Source organism: Shimazuella kribbensis DSM 45090 (genome assembly GCF_000428065.1).
In the GTDB taxonomy this organism is placed as follows: Bacteria; Bacillota; Bacilli; order Thermoactinomycetales; family Thermoactinomycetaceae; genus Shimazuella; species Shimazuella kribbensis.
The window spans coordinates 143,678-163,239 of record NZ_ATZF01000010.1 but is presented as its reverse complement, the minus strand read 5'-3'; the positions used below and the strand labels follow the sequence as shown (position 1 = coordinate 163,239).

The 19,562-nt window shown below is 38.7% G+C and carries 19 protein-coding genes; 8 read left to right on the top strand and 11 right to left on the bottom strand.

The features are described from left to right. Positions 1-97 precede the first annotated feature (97 nt). From typA to A3GQ_RS0113710, 4 genes are all read left to right on the top strand, one after another. Positions 98-1,915, top strand: a complete 1,818-nt coding sequence (typA, locus tag A3GQ_RS0113725) for a translational GTPase TypA (RefSeq protein WP_028777535.1) — start codon at positions 98-100, stop codon at positions 1,913-1,915. 138 nt (positions 1,916-2,053) lie between these two features. Then, positions 2,054-2,773 (top strand): response regulator transcription factor, encoded by a 720-nt coding sequence (locus tag A3GQ_RS0113720; protein ID WP_028777534.1) that lies wholly within the window; start codon positions 2,054-2,056, stop codon positions 2,771-2,773. A 28-nt stretch (positions 2,774-2,801) separates the two neighbouring features. Continuing rightward, positions 2,802-3,872: a two-component system histidine kinase PnpS gene (pnpS, locus tag A3GQ_RS24455; protein ID WP_051271807.1), complete on the top strand. Its 1,071-nt coding sequence runs from the start codon at positions 2,802-2,804 to the stop codon at positions 3,870-3,872. A 454-nt stretch (positions 3,873-4,326) separates the two neighbouring features. After that, the gene (locus tag A3GQ_RS0113710) at positions 4,327-4,728 is read left to right on the top strand and encodes a hypothetical protein (RefSeq protein ID WP_156877720.1); all 402 of its coding nucleotides are present in this window, start codon (positions 4,327-4,329) and stop codon (positions 4,726-4,728) included. A 137-nt stretch (positions 4,729-4,865) separates the two neighbouring features. On the opposite strand, the gene A3GQ_RS0113705 is transcribed toward A3GQ_RS0113710, so the two are convergent. Then, positions 4,866-6,293 (bottom strand): IS4 family transposase, encoded by a 1,428-nt coding sequence (locus A3GQ_RS0113705; RefSeq protein ID WP_028777532.1) that lies wholly within the window; start codon positions 6,291-6,293, stop codon positions 4,866-4,868. A gap of 463 nt (positions 6,294-6,756) precedes the next feature. On the opposite strand from A3GQ_RS0113705, the gene A3GQ_RS0113695 reads away from it, so the two are divergent. Both A3GQ_RS0113695 and A3GQ_RS25755 read left to right on the top strand, forming a co-directional pair. Beyond that, the gene (locus tag A3GQ_RS0113695) at positions 6,757-7,683 is read left to right on the top strand and encodes an RluA family pseudouridine synthase (protein WP_028777531.1); all 927 of its coding nucleotides are present in this window, start codon (positions 6,757-6,759) and stop codon (positions 7,681-7,683) included. Between the two features lie 170 nt (positions 7,684-7,853). Next, positions 7,854-8,522 carry a nuclear transport factor 2 family protein gene (locus A3GQ_RS25755; RefSeq protein ID WP_051271804.1) on the top strand — a complete coding sequence of 223 codons (669 nt, stop codon included), beginning with the start codon at positions 7,854-7,856 and terminating at the stop codon, positions 8,520-8,522. Between the two features lie 584 nt (positions 8,523-9,106). Here A3GQ_RS25755 and phoU read toward each other — a convergent pair. From phoU to A3GQ_RS0113655, 7 genes are all read right to left on the bottom strand, one after another. Continuing rightward, complete coding sequence (gene phoU, locus A3GQ_RS0113685; RefSeq protein ID WP_028777529.1) at positions 9,107-9,760, bottom strand: phosphate signaling complex protein PhoU; 654 nt, start codon at positions 9,758-9,760, stop codon at positions 9,107-9,109. 13 nt (positions 9,761-9,773) lie between these two features. Continuing rightward, positions 9,774-10,553, bottom strand: a complete 780-nt coding sequence (pstB, locus tag A3GQ_RS0113680) for a phosphate ABC transporter ATP-binding protein PstB (RefSeq protein WP_083964238.1) — start codon at positions 10,551-10,553, stop codon at positions 9,774-9,776. Positions 10,554-10,582: 29 nt separating this feature from the next. Beyond that, positions 10,583-11,506, bottom strand: coding sequence for a phosphate ABC transporter permease PstA (gene pstA / locus A3GQ_RS24450; protein ID WP_083964237.1), 924 nt, complete (start codon positions 11,504-11,506; stop codon positions 10,583-10,585). Next, complete coding sequence (pstC, locus tag A3GQ_RS0113670) at positions 11,506-12,408, bottom strand: phosphate ABC transporter permease subunit PstC (RefSeq protein ID WP_245596790.1); 903 nt, start codon at positions 12,406-12,408, stop codon at positions 11,506-11,508. The genes pstA and pstC overlap by 1 nt, the downstream gene beginning before the upstream one ends. Before the next feature lie 260 nt (positions 12,409-12,668). After that, complete coding sequence (locus tag A3GQ_RS0113665) at positions 12,669-13,616, bottom strand: PstS family phosphate ABC transporter substrate-binding protein (RefSeq protein WP_028777526.1); 948 nt, start codon at positions 13,614-13,616, stop codon at positions 12,669-12,671. A gap of 218 nt (positions 13,617-13,834) precedes the next feature. After that, positions 13,835-14,833: a glycerophosphodiester phosphodiesterase family protein gene (locus A3GQ_RS0113660; RefSeq protein WP_028777525.1), complete on the bottom strand. Its 999-nt coding sequence runs from the start codon at positions 14,831-14,833 to the stop codon at positions 13,835-13,837. Further along, a complete protein-coding gene (locus A3GQ_RS0113655; RefSeq protein ID WP_028777524.1) occupies positions 14,802-15,410 on the bottom strand; it encodes a TetR/AcrR family transcriptional regulator in 609 nt (202 codons plus the stop codon). The genes A3GQ_RS0113660 and A3GQ_RS0113655 overlap by 32 nt, the downstream gene beginning before the upstream one ends. Before the next feature lie 237 nt (positions 15,411-15,647). Between A3GQ_RS0113655 and A3GQ_RS0113650 the strand changes: the two genes are divergently transcribed. After that, positions 15,648-16,007 carry a hypothetical protein gene (locus A3GQ_RS0113650; protein WP_037464957.1) on the top strand — a complete coding sequence of 120 codons (360 nt, stop codon included), beginning with the start codon at positions 15,648-15,650 and terminating at the stop codon, positions 16,005-16,007. A gap of 96 nt (positions 16,008-16,103) precedes the next feature. Here A3GQ_RS0113650 and A3GQ_RS0113645 read toward each other — a convergent pair whose 3' ends face one another. Continuing rightward, positions 16,104-16,445: a hypothetical protein gene (locus A3GQ_RS0113645; protein WP_028777522.1), complete on the bottom strand. Its 342-nt coding sequence runs from the start codon at positions 16,443-16,445 to the stop codon at positions 16,104-16,106. Positions 16,446-16,739: 294 nt separating this feature from the next. Between A3GQ_RS0113645 and A3GQ_RS0113640 the strand changes: the two genes are divergently transcribed. Next, positions 16,740-17,426, top strand: a complete 687-nt coding sequence (locus A3GQ_RS0113640; RefSeq protein ID WP_028777521.1) for an ankyrin repeat domain-containing protein — start codon at positions 16,740-16,742, stop codon at positions 17,424-17,426. Positions 17,427-17,519: 93 nt separating this feature from the next. Here the strand turns inward: A3GQ_RS0113640 and A3GQ_RS0113635 are convergent, their stop codons facing one another. Beyond that, entirely contained in the window at positions 17,520-17,744 is a 225-nt protein-coding gene (locus A3GQ_RS0113635; RefSeq protein ID WP_028777520.1) for a hypothetical protein, read from the bottom strand. A gap of 132 nt (positions 17,745-17,876) precedes the next feature. Continuing rightward, complete coding sequence (locus A3GQ_RS0113630; RefSeq protein ID WP_028777519.1) at positions 17,877-19,556, bottom strand: YndJ family protein; 1,680 nt, start codon at positions 19,554-19,556, stop codon at positions 17,877-17,879. Between the last annotated feature and the right edge of the window lie 6 nt (positions 19,557-19,562).

Below are 19,562 nucleotides of genomic sequence, written 5' to 3'. Positions count from 1 at the left end.
AACTTATCTATCTATATAAATGCACCTAAGCCATTGTCTTCGCCTTAATGGTTGTGGGCAAGTTTTCTTTATCAAGATGAGGAAGGAATTATCGTAAATGAATGTAGAGCAAATCAGAAATATCGCCATCATTGCCCACGTTGACCATGGGAAAACGACTTTGGTTGATGCGATGTTAAAACAAAGTCATATTTTCCGCCAAAACCAGCAAGTGGAAGATCGTGTGATGGATTCCAATGAACTCGAAAGAGAAAGAGGAATTACGATCTTAGCGAAAAATACGGCGATTGAATATAAAGGAATCAAAATCAATATCGTGGACACCCCTGGTCACGCTGACTTTGGTGGGGAAGTAGAACGCGTAATGAACATGGTAGATGGTGTTTTGCTCCTTGTGGATTCCGTTGAAGGACCAATGCCTCAAACCAAATTTGTGTTGCGTCAAGCTATTGAACGTGGACATAAAGCAATTGTAGTAGTAAACAAAATTGATCGGGATAATCGCCGTCCAGAAGAAGTTATAAATGAGACATTTGATTTATTTGTTGATCTCGGTGCAACAGATGAACAATGTGAATTTCCAGTTGTATACGCGAGTGCATTGAGTGGAATTTCGGGTATGGATTATGAAGATCTGACTGATACATTAGAGCCGCTGTTTGAAGAAATTATTCAGCAGTTGCCAGCTCCAAAAGTAGATGTAAATGGACCTGCCCAAATGCAAGCTACCTTACTAGGTTTTGATGAATACAAAGGTCAAATCGTGATTGGTCGATTAGAGCGTGGATCGATTCGTAAAAATCAACAACTCACTTTATTGGCTGCTGATGGTACTTCTCGTCCAGTGAAAGTAGGACAAGTTTATATTCACCGTGGTTTAGCCCGTGTGGAAGTGGAAGAAGCTACAGCAGGGGATATCATTGCTTTGACTGGTGTGGAGAATGTAGGTATTGGAGATACATTTGCTGACCCAGAACATCCAGAAGCTTTGCCGCCTATCACAGTGGAAGAGCCTACTCTTCGCATGACGATTGGAATAAACACAAGTCCATTTGCAGGTCAAGATGGAACCTTTGTTACTTCTCGTAAACTGCGTGAACGTCTCTATCGTGAAGCAGAGGCTGATGTTGCTCTTCGTGTGGAAGATGCTGATTCCTCGGACCAATTTATCGTTTCCGGTCGTGGTGAACTACACTTGGGTATTCTGATCGAAAACATGCGTCGAGAAGGTTATGAATTTCAAGTGAGTAAGCCCGAAGTTATCTTGAAAGAGATCGATGGCCGTAAAATGGAGCCGATGGAGGTCGTCGATATCGAAGTGAGCAGTGAATACCAAGGAGCAGTCGTGGAATTACTAGGTATTCGCAAAGGTCAATTGCAAGATATGGTTGTAATGGATAGTGGAAATATCCAGTTCAAATATCTCGCTCCATCTCGTGGTCTTCTTGGATTTCGCCAACAACTCCTAACAGCAACCCGAGGCGAAGCACAAATGCACACCTTACTTGCTGGGTATGAGCCTTATGCAGGAGAGATCCAAACCAATGACTTTGGTTCACTGATCGCTTGGGAAACAGGAACTGCTACTACGTATGCTCTTCATGCTTCACAAGAGCGTGGACAAATGTTTATCACACCAGGTACTGATGTATACGAAGGTATGATTGTTGGTCAGCATATTCGAGACACAGACCTAGAAGTGAATGTATGCAAAAAGAAACACCTTACGTCTATTCGTAGCGCTACAAAAGAAGAAACACTAAAATTGGATGCTGCCCGTCAAATGACGATTGATGATGCGATTGAGTATCTCAAAGAAGATGAGTTATTAGAAGTAACTCCCAAAACATTCCGTTTGCGTAAAAGGTTTTTGAACAAAAACGAACGTGCGAAACACAATCGCCAAAAGAGATAATATATTTGTTTGTTAGGAAGGGAAGGTTATGATCGTAAACCCCAAAAAGTTCTATTTCTTAGGGGTGCGATAACCTTTCCTTTTTGCATGATTTCTCTTAAGATTAAGGGTAGAGCACTCGTGTAGGAGTTGAAACTGATGGCAAAAAAAATCTTAGTAGTAGAAGATGAGCCTTCGATTGTAAAATTGATTGAATTTAACTTGACCAAAGAAGGATTTAGTGTCGATAGTGCTCTTGATGGAGAAATCGCGCTGCAAAAAATAAAAAACGAAATGCCGGATCTTATCGTTCTAGATCTGATGCTTCCCCGGATTGACGGATTGGAAGTTTGTCGTCGTATTCGTACTGAAAAAGAACATATTCCTATTCTGATGTTAACTGCAAAATCGGATGAATTTAATAAAGTGCTCGGTTTAGAGTTAGGCGCAGATGACTATATGACTAAACCTTTTAGTATTCGAGAATTAACCGCTCGTGTTAAAGCGATCTTTCGTCGGATGGAAGCAGCCAGGCGAGTAGAAGATGAAGGGAAACCAGCAGAAAAAAATATTCAAATCGGTGATATCTCCATTGATATAGATGGTTATGAAGTTACTAGAAATGGAGAACTGATTGAATTAACTCCTAAAGAGTTTGAATTACTGATGTACTTAGCTAATCATCGAGGAAAAGTGTTGTCCAGAGATCAATTACTCAATGCGGTTTGGAATTATGATTTTGTAGGGGACTCCCGTATTGTAGATGTCCATGTCAGCCATCTTCGAGATAAAATCGAACAGGACTCAAAAAAACCATTGTATATAAAGACGGTTCGAGGAGTGGGCTATAAGTTAGAAGGGAAGGATGAAAATAAGTAGTAGACCGTGACTGTCAGGGGGGGAGTATTTGGAAGCTTTAAATCAAAAATTGATTGCACTGCAAGAAAGTACAAATCAAATGAATAGTGTGATCGAAGCATTGGATACAGGTATGATCATGGTTGATCAGAATGGAATAATCAAATTGGTAAATCGATCTTTTGGCAGTATGTTTGATTTACCAGTAGATCAAATGATTGGAACGCATTATGATGCCTATCTATCCAATTATAATCTTAGTCCTTTTCTGCTTAAATGTATGGAGACCAACACCCCTAAACGATTGGAAATGCCACTGTTTTATCCACAAGAACGGATGGTAGAAGCAAGTCTTACCCCAATACAAGAAAATAACCAACAGGCAGGTCTTGTTGCGATCTTTCGTGATTTAACAGCTTTCCGTCACCTAGAAGACTTGCGCCGAGATTTTGTAGCCAATGTATCCCATGAGTTAAAAACACCACTCACCTCTATCGTAGGTTTTACAGAGACCTTGTTAGATGGAGCAAGGAAAGATCCAGATACATGCAAAGAGTTTTTGCAAATTATTTATAAAGAAGGTCTTCGTTTGCAGAGGCTTGTGTCTGATTTACTAGACTTGTCTAAAATCGAATCCAAACAAATACCGATCAAAATGGAAATTGTATCTGTACAAATGGTAGTTCATGATGTAGTAGAGACATTGGTAGAACAGATGCAAGCAAAAAACTTACGTTTGTTGACAGATGTTGCTCCCTTGATGGTAAAAATGGATACGGATTGTGTTCGGCAAATACTCGTGAATTTACTCGCAAATGCCATGAACTATACCCCGGTAGGTGGTAAAGTTACCGTTAAAGTAAAGCAAAATAAACAACATTGGTTACTACAGGTGATGGATACGGGTATTGGTATTCCCGAGAGTGATCAGCCAAGAATCTTTGAACGCTTTTATCGTGTGGATAAAGCCCGATCTCGTAATTCTGGAGGCACAGGACTTGGGCTTGCGATTGTCAAACACTTAGTAGAATTGCAGCATGGAGAAATTGAAGTTGAAAGTGCGGTAGGAAAAGGGAGCATTTTTACAGTTCGCTTTCCTCTGGATGTAAGTGAAATATAGTACAATCATAGAAAGTAGACATAATCCTCTTCCAAATCGATGGAAAGAGGGTTTTATTTTTATTTTTTGGAAGAGGAAGTTGTAATTTGAATTATTTTTGAAATGATTAATAAGATTACGATTCGAAAAAATGTTGGACAACTTTTCACACGGTATGGAAAAGATCCCTCCTTCTCAAAACGAAGGAGATCTTTTCATTTTTTCATGTGTATGTAAGTATAAAAAGAGGGTTAATCCCCATAGCCATCAAGCTAAGAGAAATCAAATGTAAAGTAATACTCAAACAGGTAGTATGGAATTATAAAAATAAGCCATACACCATTGGACAATAGCAGCTCAGCTACCGTCTCACTACTCCTTTTAAAGTGAGCATAAGAACACTTTTAAAATTATCAAACAAAAGGTATAGTAAAAGATAAGAAAGGTCAGAACCTCTATCCCAAGAAAGGGAACCATGATGGATCTCGAACCCACCTCGCCGGACCGCTTCGTTGTCTACGAAGGTTATGGCTCCGTCACGCTGCAATCAACAACCACATGCGTGTGGTTCAGAGGAGGCGATGCCCCGACTGGTTATGCAGTCAAGGAGTACGTGACTGACTATCACATCGTGACGGTCGACGTGCAGGGCAATCGGTTCATGGCAAACCCGAAGTCGCTGACGAACTCCGACCAAGACCGACTTCGTGCGGGAACAGTTTCTGGCTTCCTGGTGGGGTCCCCCTCCGACACGGGGTTCGGTTATAGCCTCAAAAAGGAGTGCTTCACCTTCGGCGTCTGGCTCTCGTTGGATGCAGAGGGATACCTCGTTATCGCGGGAACCAACCAGAGGGTTATGCTTCACGAGTACAACTGAGCATCTCGTGATCCTCTACTTGCGGTTAGAAGAGCTGGCTCTGCTTCACTTTGTGTAATACACAGAGTGGAGCAGGCTATTATTTTATTAGCAAAAGAGCACACCAAATAAGCCTAGGTAAGGCTTGTTTTTAAAAACTATGCTACTTTCGCAGTGGATAGGCTATACTCATAAACAACACCCAATATGTCAAAGATCGTCTTTTTCTTGTATCGATGAGATTTTCGCCCATTTTTCTTTAGCTGGTGAAAAAGGCGAAGAAGGATCTTTGCATATGCTTGGGTGTTTTTCTGTATAGCCTGATGGAACAAAGGGAGATAGGTTTGAATGATATAAAAAGCCTTATATTCGCTTACCTCCATACGGCTTTTGCGTAGCAAAATCACTCTCATCTGAAACAAAGTAGAGGAACAAATGAGGATGGCAATAAGCTGCCCATACAGGTGACATTCCAACCTTTCCCGTTTCACATTCTTACATCGATCGATCTGAAAAAAAGATTTCCATGTTTTGAATACAATCTCAATCTGCCAACGCAGGGAATAGAGAGGATGAATATGCTCTTTTGGGACAATATCCCAAGCGATATTGGTGATATAGACATTGATCCCAGTTAACCGTTTTCTTTTATCTGAAAGCTCTTTTCCTTTCTTCTGTTCTTTGAAGTCCTGATTTTTTCTTCTCTTTTTCACTTGTACATCTGTGAGTCGGTACAAAATAACACGAGCAGGTAGTTTTTTATACCCAATAAAAGCATCTCGAATCTCCGTAGTTTCTTCTGGTTTCATTTGATTCATTTTTTCTTCCAGATCTAGTAAGAGATACTCTGTTTTTTTCTTGATTGCTCCATTTCCATGGAATTCGGGTACTGGATTCTTTTGATAGATCCGGTTTTTGAGTGGTAAACGAGATAGATAGAAGGCTCTCTGTTGATCAATCTGCTTTAGGTTATCCAGCGAAAAGTAACCCAAATCTCGTATGCACAAGTCCCTTGGTTGAAGAGTGGGGAAACAAGCGGGGTTAAAGAGCCTGTCATTTCCTTTCCCGGCTCCCATATCCACATTCAAAAATTGTCCGCTATATAAGTCGTATTCCAATTGGATTTTTGCCCCAGCCGCATGACTACTTCCTCCTGAACCTGGATAATGATCGGCCAAGGAATCTGGTAACTGAAAGGAGGTCGAATCGAGGATGCGAATCCGAGTAAAAACATCTTGATATTTGGTTGGGAGGACACAAGACGAACTTAGCTCTGCTTTCAGTAATTGTGCAAATAGTCGTCGAAGAAAAGACACGGCCTGTTCGTTCAAACGCTGATTTAATCCTTCTGCACTCATGCTAATTCCTGTCGCGGCCTCCAACTCACTGCATAACTGAGTTAGAGAAGTACTTGCTAGGTTGTGACTCAACCAAACACATAAGGTCACCAGATCTTGTCCCCGACATTTACTTCTTCGTCTTACAAATTCAGTAGTTCTTGCCAACTGCTCCACTTCTGTAGGGGAAAGATATTTTTGTAATACCTGTGAAAACAAATGAAGTTCTTCTTTGGTGGATACATTCACAGAAAACACGCCATCCTTTCTTTTCATTCCTAAAGAAAGAATAGCGTGTTTTTTCCGTTTTGGGGGATTATTTTGTTATTAACTTGATGGCTATGGGGTTAATCCCTCTTTTTTCACTTTCTAAGTTTGTAGCTCAATCATGATAAGGCTCAAATTATCTTCTGTAGTGCTCCATTCGGTTGGAATCAGAATGATTCTATCGATTTTCTTTTTCATGGGAAGTCCTCCCTTTTTAAGATTCCTTCAATCAACATAATACAATTTATTCTAAATGTTGATATTTTTAGTTTATCAATAGAGAGATGGCTTTTCAATAAGATTCAAATTGTTTAGGAATAGATAAAAATGCCTTATAAATTGTTAATTATCGATAGGGATGTTTAAAATATAGGAGCGGCATCTCAGCACAAGATTTTTACTTATTCATCATCTGAAACAGTTTATACAGAAAGAGGGTAATAACATGCATAAAAGGAAAAGAAAGAGCAATACAAATCAAACACAATCACCAACCAAACAATACACAGTGAAAGAACCAACGGAGTTACTGGTTTTTTTATTGGATACTTTATCAAATCTTGGCCGAAACTCCGTCAAATCTCTATTGAGTCATGGGCAAGTATTGGTAAACGATCAAGCTGTGACGAAATACAATTTTCCGCTGCAAGCTGGACAGACGGTATCCATTCGTAAGGTAAAAGTTACAAATACATCAAACATGACAGGAATTATTATTTTACATGAAGATGAGGATATCATCGTAATTGAGAAGGAATCCGGATTGTTATCCGTTTCTTCTTCTGAGGAGAACGAAATAACCGCCTATCGACAGCTTATGGATCATGTCCGTAGAGAGAATCCGAAAAACCGGATTTTTGTCGTGCATCGTTTGGATCGAGACACATCCGGGGTGATGATGTTTGCCAAAAGCCAAGAGGTACAACAAATTATGCAAAATTCATGGAAAGATATGGTGAAGGAACGTCTTTATATTGCCCTCGTTGAGGGATCAGTAAAGAAAAAAGAAGGTACTATTAAATCTTGGTTGAAAGAGACAAAGACCTTTAAAACATATTCAAGTGCTCGTTCAAATGATGGAAAACTCGCAGTCACCCATTACAAAGTAATTAAATTCAATTCAAATTTTTCTTTATTGAAGGTGAATCTCGACACGGGACGAAAAAATCAAATTCGTGTACATATGCAAGATATAGGGCATTCCATTGTAGGAGATAAGAAATATGGTTCACGTTCGAAGCCGATTGGTCGACTTGGACTCCATGCTCAGGTTTTGTCGTTTATGCATCCTATAACTGGTCACTTGCTGCGTTTTGAAACAAAAATCCCAAAGTTGTTTTTAAGTCCTTTTCGAGGCAAACCTACCAAATAAATATATGATGAACATTTTTAGATTTGTTTTTTGTAACTTCTTAAAAGAAACAGTGTTAGATTTGGATATTCCCATTCTACTTGGAAGTCTATGGAACACTCAAAAACGCAAGATTTAAAGAATGATAGTCACCGTAAACCCAACTGCGGATTTAGGCAAGGAGTGAATGTATGGATAATGTCATTATTGGTAAAGGCAAACTCGCTGGCAAAGGTGTGTATGCTGCAAAAGACTTCGAAAAGGGTGAGCTTGTCGTACCCTATAATCTTAAAGAGTTAAGTCAGTCTGAGTTCGATGCTTTATCGCATAGCGAACGGGAATGGACACACTCTTTCTGGGGCAAGATTTACCTTTTCTCGGAACCTGCGAGGTATGTCAATCATGATGACAACCCAAGTACATTTCCAGATTTAGATAGGCGAGGCAACTATGCTCTACGGAAGATCAAAAAAGGTGAAGCGATAACGATAGATGACACAATAGAACTTCGACACGAACTGGATACTTTTTTAGAAGCATATGAAATAGCTGTGAACAGCAGAGATTTTAGCAAGATAGAACCACTTATCGCTGACTATGCAACGTTCTGGTTTGCAAATGACGAGTATAGTGGAAAGTCTGATATTAAGAAGGCTTGTGAAGATATATGGTCAAAAATCCAAAACGAAGCATATATCATCTCAAATGTACAATGGATTGCCAGTAATTACTGGGTATCTGCCTGTACATACAGGTTCAAGTATAGTGGTAAGAGGCAAGTTTACGAAGGTCACGGAACCAATGTGCTGAGACGAATAGATGGTAGCTGGCGAATCGTTCATGAGCATTTGAGTATGTAAGTCTTGCTTTAAGAAAATTTGGCAATGCGATCTTCACAAACAAATGATGTCCTTTGTAATTCATGTGTTCCTATCATATAACAAGTATTAAAACTGTTTAAAAATTCACATGGTTATGCAAAAGGGATAAAGGTATAATGTAAGGAGGCGATGTCAGTTGTAAGGAGTTACAGAACAGTGTGCCAGTGACCTCCAAATCTGGTTGGATTACGTGACAGAGAAAGGTTTCACGAGCGATGAAGTTTTCACGAGAGAAGATGTTTGGACAGTGGGAATATCGTCGAACTCCTAGGGGAGAAAAGAAAAGGCGTGCTATTCAGCGAATGCGTAGCAGCAAAAAGGCGATCCTGAGGGATTGGGAGCTTCGAATCCTTTCGCTTAAAGGGAAACCTCTGAGTAAGATCAGGAGCCTTCGATAACAGACCATGTTTTTTGAGGGTTAATCTGGCACGATAATTTCAACGACTGATGTTTGGACGACCAACATAATTGTTGGTCGTCCGTCGTTTGTATAGGATATAATCTTTATCAAATTCCAGATATCTAATGAACGAAAAAGGGAAAGAAGAAACAATTTATAGATCCTAGTTTAAATCGGTTTGTTTTCCTGTGGCTATATACACAATACTCTCTGCGATATTAGTGGTGTGGTCAGCGATTCGTTCTAAATATCGAGCTACAAAACAGAGTTTTAATGCTACTTCGGCATTTGAGTTGGCTTGAGGTAGATAATTTCCCATTTTACGGATGATGGTTTCATATATTTTATCTACTTGGTCATCCATTTTGGCAAGGGATTTAGCCAATTCGGTATTTCTATTGATATAGCTGTTAATTCCGTCATGCACCATCTGTTGTGTGATTTCAGCCATTTGTTGGATATTTTCTAGTTCTTTAAATAGCTCTTGATTATTCTTTTTTAATTCCACTGTTACTTTCGCAATATTTACAGCAAGATCAGCCATTCTTTCCAGATCAGAAGCTATTTTTATTGCAGCAATTAAGTTGCGTAAATCGTTCGCTACTGGTTGTTGAGTTGCAATGAGTTTGGTTACCATATCATCGATTTGAACTTCCATTTCATCTATCTTCTGATCGTCTTTGATTACAATTTCAGCTAGAGGGGCATTTTGAGTAGCAAGTGACGTGACAGCTTGATTGATTGCTACTTCGACCCTCTCTCCCATCTCTAAAAGTAGCTTTTTTACATCATTTAGCAATTGGTCAAATGGACGCATACACAGTTTCCCCCTAACCGAAACGACCTGTAATATAGTCTTCGGTTTGTTTGTGCTTAGGCGTTGAGAATAATTGCTCTGTTTTGTTATATTCGATTAAATCACCACTTAAGAAAAAGGCGGTTTTATCAGAGATTCGTGCTGCTTGTTGCATGTTATGAGTCACAATGACAATGGTATAACTTGTTTTTAACTCTTGGATTAGCTCTTCAATTTTAGCAGTAGATATGGGATCTAAAGCCGATGTGGGTTCATCCATTAAAAGGACTTCAGGCTCAACTGCCAATGCACGTGCAATGCATAGACGTTGTTGCTGACCGCCAGATAGTCCTGTTGCCTTATCTTTTAAACGATCCTTCACTTCATCCCATATAGCTGCACCACGTAAACTTTTTTCTATCAATTCGTCTAATTTTTTCTTGTCACGTAAACCATGGATACGTGGACCATATGCTACATTATCGTAGATGCTTTTCGGGAATGGGTTAGGTGCTTGGAATACCATTCCTACGTTTTTGCGAAGCATCTCTACATGCACCTGATCTGAGTAAATATTTTGATTGTGAATGTTGATTTGTCCTTCAATTTTTACTCCTGGAATCATGTCATTCATACGATTTAAAGTGCGTAAAAAAGTGGACTTTCCACATCCTGAAGGACCAATTAGCGCAGTTACACTATTTTTATCGATATCCATAGAAATATTCTTTAGAGCATGGTTCTGTCCATAATATAGATTTAAGTTATCGACAGATATAGCTTGCTGGCTCAAAATAATCTTCCTTTCTTTTATGGTTTGATTATCAAAAAAGTTTCTGCTAATTAGCGTTGAAATTTATTTCGTAAGAGTATTGCGATCGCATTCATTGTTAAAAGCACTATCAATAATACGATAATTCCGGCCGCAGCCAATTGTTGAAATTCTATACGAGGTAAACCGATCCACTGGTAAATCTGAATTGGCATAACGGTAAATGGACTAAATAGATTTTCAGGAGTAAAGGCTACGAATGTTACTGCCCCTACCATAATCAATGGTGCTGTTTCTCCAATCGCTCGAGACAATGCTAAAATGGTACCAGTTAAAACACCTGGAAGAGCGTAAGGTAAGACCACATGACGGATGGTCTGCCAACGCGATGCCCCCATGGCATAAGATGCTTGTTTAAGAATGCTTGGAACACTAGCAATAGATTCTCTTGAGGCAACAATAACAATGGGTAAAACTAATAAAGTCATGGTTAAAGATCCTGCTAATACACTCGAGCCTAATCCTAATATGCGTACAAATAATGTAAGACCTAGTATTCCGTATACGATAGAGGGAACGCCAGCTAAATTACTAATATTTAATTGGATAAACCGACTTAACCAATTTTTTTTGCTATATTCTTCTAAATAGATAGCTGTTGATACCCCAAGAATAAAAGTAAGTGGTGCAGTAACACCAATCATCCAGAGCGATCCCCAAATGGCAGCTTTAAATCCTGAGCGAGATGGTAGGCGGGAAGCGAAGTTTTCAAAAAAATCAGGAGTCAACCAGCTCCATCCACGTTTGACAATATCAAACAATAAAAAAGCTAAAACGATGATCCCTACCAAAGTAGCTAGTAGAAATAGTGCATGAAACAAATAGTTCCATCCTCTTCTTCTCTGTACTTGTGATGAAGAATGGGAATGATTACGTAAAGACGACGATGTCTGTTGGTTTGTATGTTCTTTAGACAACGTTTTTTCAGCAGACATCAATATTCCTCCTTGAATCTTCGTGAGATATACTGGGCCAGCATGTTCATTACAAAGGTGAACAAAAACAGCGTCATGCCTACCGCATAAATGGCTTTATAGGAAAGGCTTTCATAAGTGATATCTCCCATTGCAGCTTGAACCATAAAACCTGTCATTGTCTGAATGGTACTTGTTGGATCAAATGTAAAGGTAGGATTACTACCAGCAGCAATGGTTACAATCATTGTTTCCCCAATTGCCCGAGATAGAGCAAGAACAAAAGATGATACGATTCCTGATAAAGCGGCGGGAACTACAATTTTTAAGACTACTTCGAGTTTCGTAGCGCCTAAGCCGTATGCTGCTTCACGAATGTTTTTTGGTACAGATCGCATTGCATCTTCACTAAGCGAAGCGATCATAGGAATAATCATAATCCCGACTACAATGCTAGCGCTTAGCGCGTTAAAAAAGTTAAGCTGCGGTATGAAGGAACGCAGGAAAGGAGTGACAAGAGTAATAGCAAAGAATCCATATACAATAGTTGGAATTCCGGCCAATATTTCTAATATCGGTTTAATAATTTGTCTTACTCTTTCAGGTGCATACTCACTCAAATAAATAGCACTTCCGAGTCCAATTGGTACAGCAACAACAGCAGCTCCAACTGTGACAAGTAATGTTCCGGATATGAGAGGTAAAACCCCGAATTTTTGTTGATCTCCACTAAACAAAGCTGTCCATGTGGTTCCAGTTATATAATCAAGGAAAGGAACTTTCTCAAAAAAACCAGCTGTTTCAAACAAGAGAGTCAAAATAATTCCAACTGTTGTAAAAACAGAAAGAAGTGCACAGATCAAAAGAAATTTTGGAATAAATGCCTCTACTGTATTTCTCCATGATTGTTTTTTCTGAAGCATATTTCTAGGTTGTTCCAATTTTCCTCCTCCTTTCATAAACAAGGAAAGAAAACTTTCCGATTGGCAAGCCTATAAGGCGCTGACAGAGGCTTAGTTGCACTTATGCACCTAAGGCACAAGTCTCGCTACGGCGCTTTGCTTCTAGTCTCGCTTTGTAGGTAAGATAAAATTTATTCTTTCTTATCTACTGAAAAAAGTGGCACACCCTTTCCTATTTCAGGAAAGGGGATCACCCCTTTCTTCACGAAACAATGTTTAAGTTATTTAACGAATTCTAAGGATTTGGTGTACATGTCATCTTTTAGAGGGACATATCCAACTTCTTTAGCAAGAACTTTTGCATTTTCGATATAGAACTTTATAAACGCTTTTACTTCAGGACGAGAAAGTGCAGATTTGCTTGGATAAATGTAAATGGTACGAGAGAGTGGAGCATAGGAACCATCATTAATGGTTTGTTCAGTTGGTTCGATTGGGCCTTTACCACTATCTATCTTCACGATTTTGAGTTTGTCTTTGTTTTCCATATAGTAAGCAAATCCAAAGTATCCTAAGCTGTTTTTATCTCCTTCGATTCCTTTAACCAATACATTGTCATCTTCACTTGGAGTATAGTCTGTGCGGCTGTTAATAACCTCCCCTTTGTCATTTTTACCAAGAATCTCTTCACAGAAGTAATCATAAGTACCAGAAGCTGTACCTGGTCCATATAGTTTAATCGGCTCAGCTGGCCACTGAGAACGGATATCTTTCCAAGTTTTTATTTTACTATCAGGTGCCCATATCTTTTTCAATTCATCAACTGTAAGGTCATTTACAAAGGTATTGCTTTTATTTACAACAACAGAGATTCCGTCGTAAGCAACTGGAATTTCTACTGGTTCGATTTTTTTCTCAGCGGCTTTTGCTTTTTCTTCCTCTTTAATTACACGGGATGCGTTATTAATATCTGTTTCACCAAGCGCCCACTTCTTAAAACCGCCACCGGTACCAGATTCAGCAACTGTTACTTTCACTCCTGGATTTGCTATCATAAACTCTTCTGCTACTGCCTGAGAGATTGGGAAAACTGTACTGGAGCCATCGATCTTAACTGTACCTGTTAGTTTATCTTCAGGGGTCTCACTTTTTCCTCCAGAACAACCAACAAGTGCTCCAGTTAATAATGCAAAAATGCTAATACCTAGAAGACTTTTTTTAAACTTCATATGGAAGTTTCCTCCTATGTGGAAAGTGGATGATGATTACTAACCTCAATATAAAACTTTGGTATTGTCTAAGAATTAATGTTTCGTAAACATCCCGTAAAGAAATGTTACGATTTGGTTAATTTTTTATTTATTTAAAATAATATATTTCGTTTTTAATTACAAAAAAAGAGTTGCGTAGTGAAATAGATCACGCAACTCTTTTTTTGTTTTTTAAATTAGTGTGGGTTCGTCCGTTTTTGGTAGAGAGGAGCTATTTTATCAATACGATTTGTCCATATCCACCCAGAATAATCCTTTGGTAGACGTTTGATGTCCGTTGGAGTATCAAACCCGCTTGAAAAATCAGATCCATCTCCTCCGACTACGATTACCCGAGTATTTGCTTGATCCATTCGATTTAAAAGCTTATTAGGCCAACCCCATAGCCAAGGGGCGATTTTTTCTGGGATATGCAATTGTGTATTTTCGCATGCTGGAGGAACATAACCTGTCCATCCGATTGAGAGATAAGGGAGTAAGCAACTTTTCATCGTTGCTTTTGACATGACACGCATATTTGGGAGTGTCTGTTTAAGGGTAGCGATTGGTTCGTCACCACCATAAACGGTTAATTTTTGTTGTTGATTCTTGGGGAGCTTTGCTAGATAAGCTGCAAGCAGTTTTCCTTCCTTTGGATCATTGCTTTTTATATGGATCAAAAATGGTTTATCCGAAAAGCGATTCAAAACTTCTGTTAGAGAGGGCATCAAACCGATCCCTTTTCCACGAAAAGGATAGGTTTTTCCTTGATCATATGTATATCCATACCCAATATCTACTTTCTTTAGTTCTGTCATGGTGTAATCTTTGGATTCACCTTTTACATTTGTTCGACAGTCCAACGTCCAGTCATGAAAAACAGCAAACTGCTTATCCTTGGTCTCGTGCACATCAAATTCCACTACATCTGCTCCTTTTTGAAACGCGACGTTGATCGATGTGATTGTGTTTTCTAAGTATGGATGGTCCGGTTTGTAGATGCGCTCTGCTGTACATGTGTCATTTTGGATTCCTGCCATCATAAACATTTGGGCAAGCCCTCGATGAGCTAAAAGTAGAGGGTCATTATCACGTTTTTGCGTAAATACAGAAGTATTATTAAGGTAGACAAAAACAAGCAATAGAGCAAAAAAGAGGAAAATCTTACTTTTTACGATTTTCTTCCATTGATTCATGTATGATGCCCTCCCAAACGATGTTTAGTTGATTCTTTAGTTCTTCCAACATTTGTGCTTTGTCTAAAGGAGAGGAGTAGTGAATGAGTACGTTGATGAGTAATCCCGTTAAAATAGATGAAATTTGATCTGTTTTCCATTGGCTTTGAAAGGAGCCATTATTTTTTGCACTCTCGATGATGGCTCCTAATGATTTTTGAAATCTCATGATATTGGTTTGCTCGGTATGGGATCGGATGGAGAAACGTATTGTTTCTTCTAATGTTAATCGTAATAAATCTGCGTACTTAGCGTATAAAGTTATTAAATCTCGATATATAAAAAGTATCTGATCTTTGAGTGATGCCCCATCGTATTTATGCAAAATGTGATCTAACAACTCCATATACGAATCAGTGAGATGCAATAAAATGTATTCTTTTTTTGGAAAGTAGTTAAAAAAAGTGCCTTTAGCAATACCGCAAGCGTTTGTAATTTCTTCTACTGTCACCTTTTCATAGCCTTTTTGTTTGAATAAAGAAATGGCATGTTGCACAATATCTGCTTTTGTTTGTTTTTTTCGATTTTCTCGATACATGGACTAACCTCTGCTCTACTATAATGACTTGGGTCATAAATGACTATGGTCATTTTATTTCAATCGATCAAAAATGGCAAAGGTATTTTTGTGTTTTTAATTTATGGAATTAGGACTATTTTCATAATAATAATGCTTAAATTTGTCTATTTATGTAAAAAAATCATTACATAGCTTTGTAAATAGCATTGTTAATAATCGGGATGTGTTAGGATGGAAATAGAAAGGGGAATGTATATGATGAAGCGAAAAATTCTCGCTTGGGTCTTCCAGTCTGTTGTTATATTTCTTTTGTTTTCATTTTACTTTGGTGGTGTATTTTATACATCGTTTTTCGCACTTGTTTCTGGATTTCTCCTATCAATAGCTGGAATTGTTGTACTGCCATTTTCTCTTCTATCAGATTATGCTACAAAGCGATTTTCGAATGGATATCGGTTTATTGTTACTTTTATACTCCATGTAGGTGTTGGGATTGCCGTTTTTGTTGCAGCTCAGGGTTGGGTACTGTCTATCCTATATGGATTTCTATACTGGCTTTTTGATGAGTCTATAAAAGTATGGCAAACGAATAGAAAAAAAGAGTCCCTATCATAATGGGGCTCTTTTTTCATGATTTATAGGCTATACCATTATTCGCTGGCCGTCCTACACATCTGATGCTAATGTGTAGGACGTGGCCCAAGAAAAGAGTCACTGGGACTCGACGGAGATGTTCAGTTTCTTTGCACGCTGCGTAGCTGCATGAAGTGCTTGTAGAGCGCGCTTGTACAGATCGAGACCTTCTTCGGCCTCTATTCCGTTAAGATGATACTGAGCTTTGGCGAATCGATCGCTTGTAGCGCGAAGAGCATTTTTCAGTTCTTCATCTTCGAGAGTACGAAGAGAGTCCCATTCCTTCTCGAAGGGTGGTTTGATTTCATCATCGATGAACCTCCCGAGATCCCGTGCTGGTGCGTTGTACTTCAGAAGAAGCTCCGCACTCCGCATCAGAGAGAGGATTGCCTTGACGGATCGAATTTGTTCCGGAGTCATACCAGTTCCTTTTCTTGGTTCGATGATGATTTTATCCTAACGCGAAAAGATACCAAAGTAAATCGGATGGCAATTTTTTCAAAAATATATATGTAATTTTTATTCCTGTATAAGCTTTATCCCTCTATTTCGTAATTGGTTATAGATTTTTTAGTAGAAGAACATATATTTTAGATAAATTTATCTTTTTTTAAGAGGGTATTAATAGAGATTTAATTATTTACCAGTATCGTTGGAAATAATCAAGTATGATATGGAACCAGAAAAAGCAGAGGAGAGGGAAGTGTGTTTATTATGTATAAATGGGTTACACTCTTCATCTGTTGCGTATTTGTTGTGAGTGGATGTTCATGGGGAGAAAAGAAAGCAAACAAGGAAGTGAATACGATGGAATATAAATTATTTCAAGCAGTGGAGCATAAAGATGGCATTTCCATAAAAGAGTTGGTAACAGAGGGAGTTTCTATCAATACAAGAGATTCAAAAGGACAAACGCCTCTCATGCTAGCTACCTATAATCAAGATGCTTCAACTGCAAAAATTTTAATCGACTTGGGCGCTGATGTGAATATACAAGACAATAAGAAAAACAATCCTTTTTTATATGCAGGAGCAGAAGGGTACTTGGATATTTTGAAGATGGCGATTGATGCAGAAGCTGATCCGACTATTACTAATCGATACGGTGGAACAGCCTTAATACCAGCTTCCGAGCATGGGTATGTAGATGTAGTGAGAGAACTGCTGACGAGAACGAAGATCAATGTCAATCATATCAACAACCTAGGATGGACTGCGTTGTTAGAAGCGATCATTCTAAATGATGGCAACAAACAGCAACAACAAACCGTTCAATTGCTTATTGATCATGGTGCTGATGTGAATCTTGCTGATCAAGAAGGTGTCACGCCTTTGCAACATGCGAGAGATAAAGGGTATATGGAGATAGTAAAAATACTGCAAAATGCAGGGGCAAAATGAAGTTGATTTTTGTATGACTAGGGCATCCAGTGTATTAGAGCAGAAATAAGAGAAAAATAGTTGTGGGCGGTATGCTTAGCATACCGCTTTTCACTAGCTGTCAGCATTATCCGTATCTGGATTATGCTGAGCAAGTTGGTTTTCGAGCAAAGTTACTCGCTGTTCAAGCTTTTTGATGCGTTGGCGATCGGACCCAATGACGTTCAGAGTCTGAAGCAGTGCACTTGCGATGCTTGCAACACCTCGTGCTTTTGTCACAGAGGGCTGCATCAAGTGCTGTAGGCTTTTTCGAATGTCTTCGATAGACCGTTGTGCCACATCTTTTCCTTTTCTAGTGGACTTCATGCATAAATATGCATATTTTTGTATTATAATGCATTTTGATTGTTGTGGCAAGATACCCAAAAGCCAAAAAAAAAGAAAGATCTCATGAGATCTTTCTTTTTTTAGTTAGCGAACCTTACCAGAAATCTCATATTCCACACTGAGCATTTTCATACCAAAAAGCCACATGCGATGTGTTGCTTGTAATCTGCCGTACTCATCCACCCAAATCAAAAAATGTTCGTTTAAAGGTAGTCGAATGGAGAAATTCTTTAGCATGAGGTAGATTCCTTCGTCTCCTTTTTTCCCTCTTCTAGGTAAAGTAGTGATCTGTAGTGCCATATCTGCGCCATGTTCCAATCGCAGGATACCGGTCAAGTTGCATTTTGGAATTGGCAAAGTAATGTGCAAATATTGTTCATTTTCATGGTGATGATCCGAATAGACCGCCACAAACATGGTCTCATTTGTTTGATTATAGGTGCGAATCCATGCACGTAGATTTTTATTCCAATATTGTTCTTCATTACAAACGCCAATAATCTTACTTTCTACTTGAACAACTTCTGCTCTATTTGTCGGAAGATTAATTTGTTGTGTTTTTTTCGACCAAGTTTTATATATTTTCGCTAAAAAACGAAAGCCGCGATGCCAAGTGACTTGAGCTGCTAGGTCGTAAAGCATCGTATTTTCATAAAAAGCACGAATTTTTGGGTGTATTTGAGCTGGGAAAAAATCGTTCCGAGCAAACTTTTCCAAATTATCTACAAGACCTGCATGATGTTGTTTTGGATCTACAAGTTCTTTTTTATCCAAGAAATCTTTTCCTATTATTTTATCCCCATTGATATTGGTATGAGGAAGGCCATATAAGACCGCATTTTCAATTGGTTTGAGATATACCCATCCTATTAATCCGAGTATTACAAAGCAAATAGCATTGACTGCACCATGATATATTGTCATTTGTTCAATGGTCAGCCAGTTTTGTCCAAAGAGTGTAGAAATGCTATAAGTAACAGATAGGAGAATAGTCAAGATGATCACGATAGATGAAACTTGTAGACAAAGCCGTATAAGGAAACGTTCTGCTTGCTTACTGATATGTACCAACACAAAATAACTGTATATAAACAAGCAAATCGCATATAGGAAAACAGCTATCGTTTCGATGATAGAATAGGTATAAATGCCAATTGCTACAAGCAATGGACTAGCCATCAAACCAATCGCAGTCCAACGGTATAGATTGCCAAATTTTTGACCTACACAAATCAATCTACCAACGAGTCCGATAAACAAAGGTGAAAAAATAGCGGCAAAGTGAAAATGGGATGCAGTGAGCAATAATATTTTCTCTTCTTGGTAACCGAGTATACTCCCGCCAAAACAATATACACTCAATACAATCCCACCAATAGAGGAATAGATCATTCCAATATCAATTGCGTTTTCTTCTAGTACACACCAACCGCGTTCGAGCAATCTTCTGATCCCATAACCTGCTAATGCGAGCAGATAGATGGCCCATGGAATAGATAATATTCCAGATAGGAGACTTCCAGATGGGAAAACAAAAGCCAATGCTATTGTAAATGCAACATAAGGATGATAGCCCATCAAAAAAGCATGATAACGAGAATCACTTCCATCACGCTTTCTGGTAGGAACGAGAAACAAGAGAAGTGGGATCGCAAGAAAGATGGAAATCAACAGAAGTCTTTCCAAACCATCAGTTGCTAGGACAACGAATATTATCCATAGTGTGATGGAAATCAGAAGATTTCTTGCGAAAGAATTGTTCATGAATAA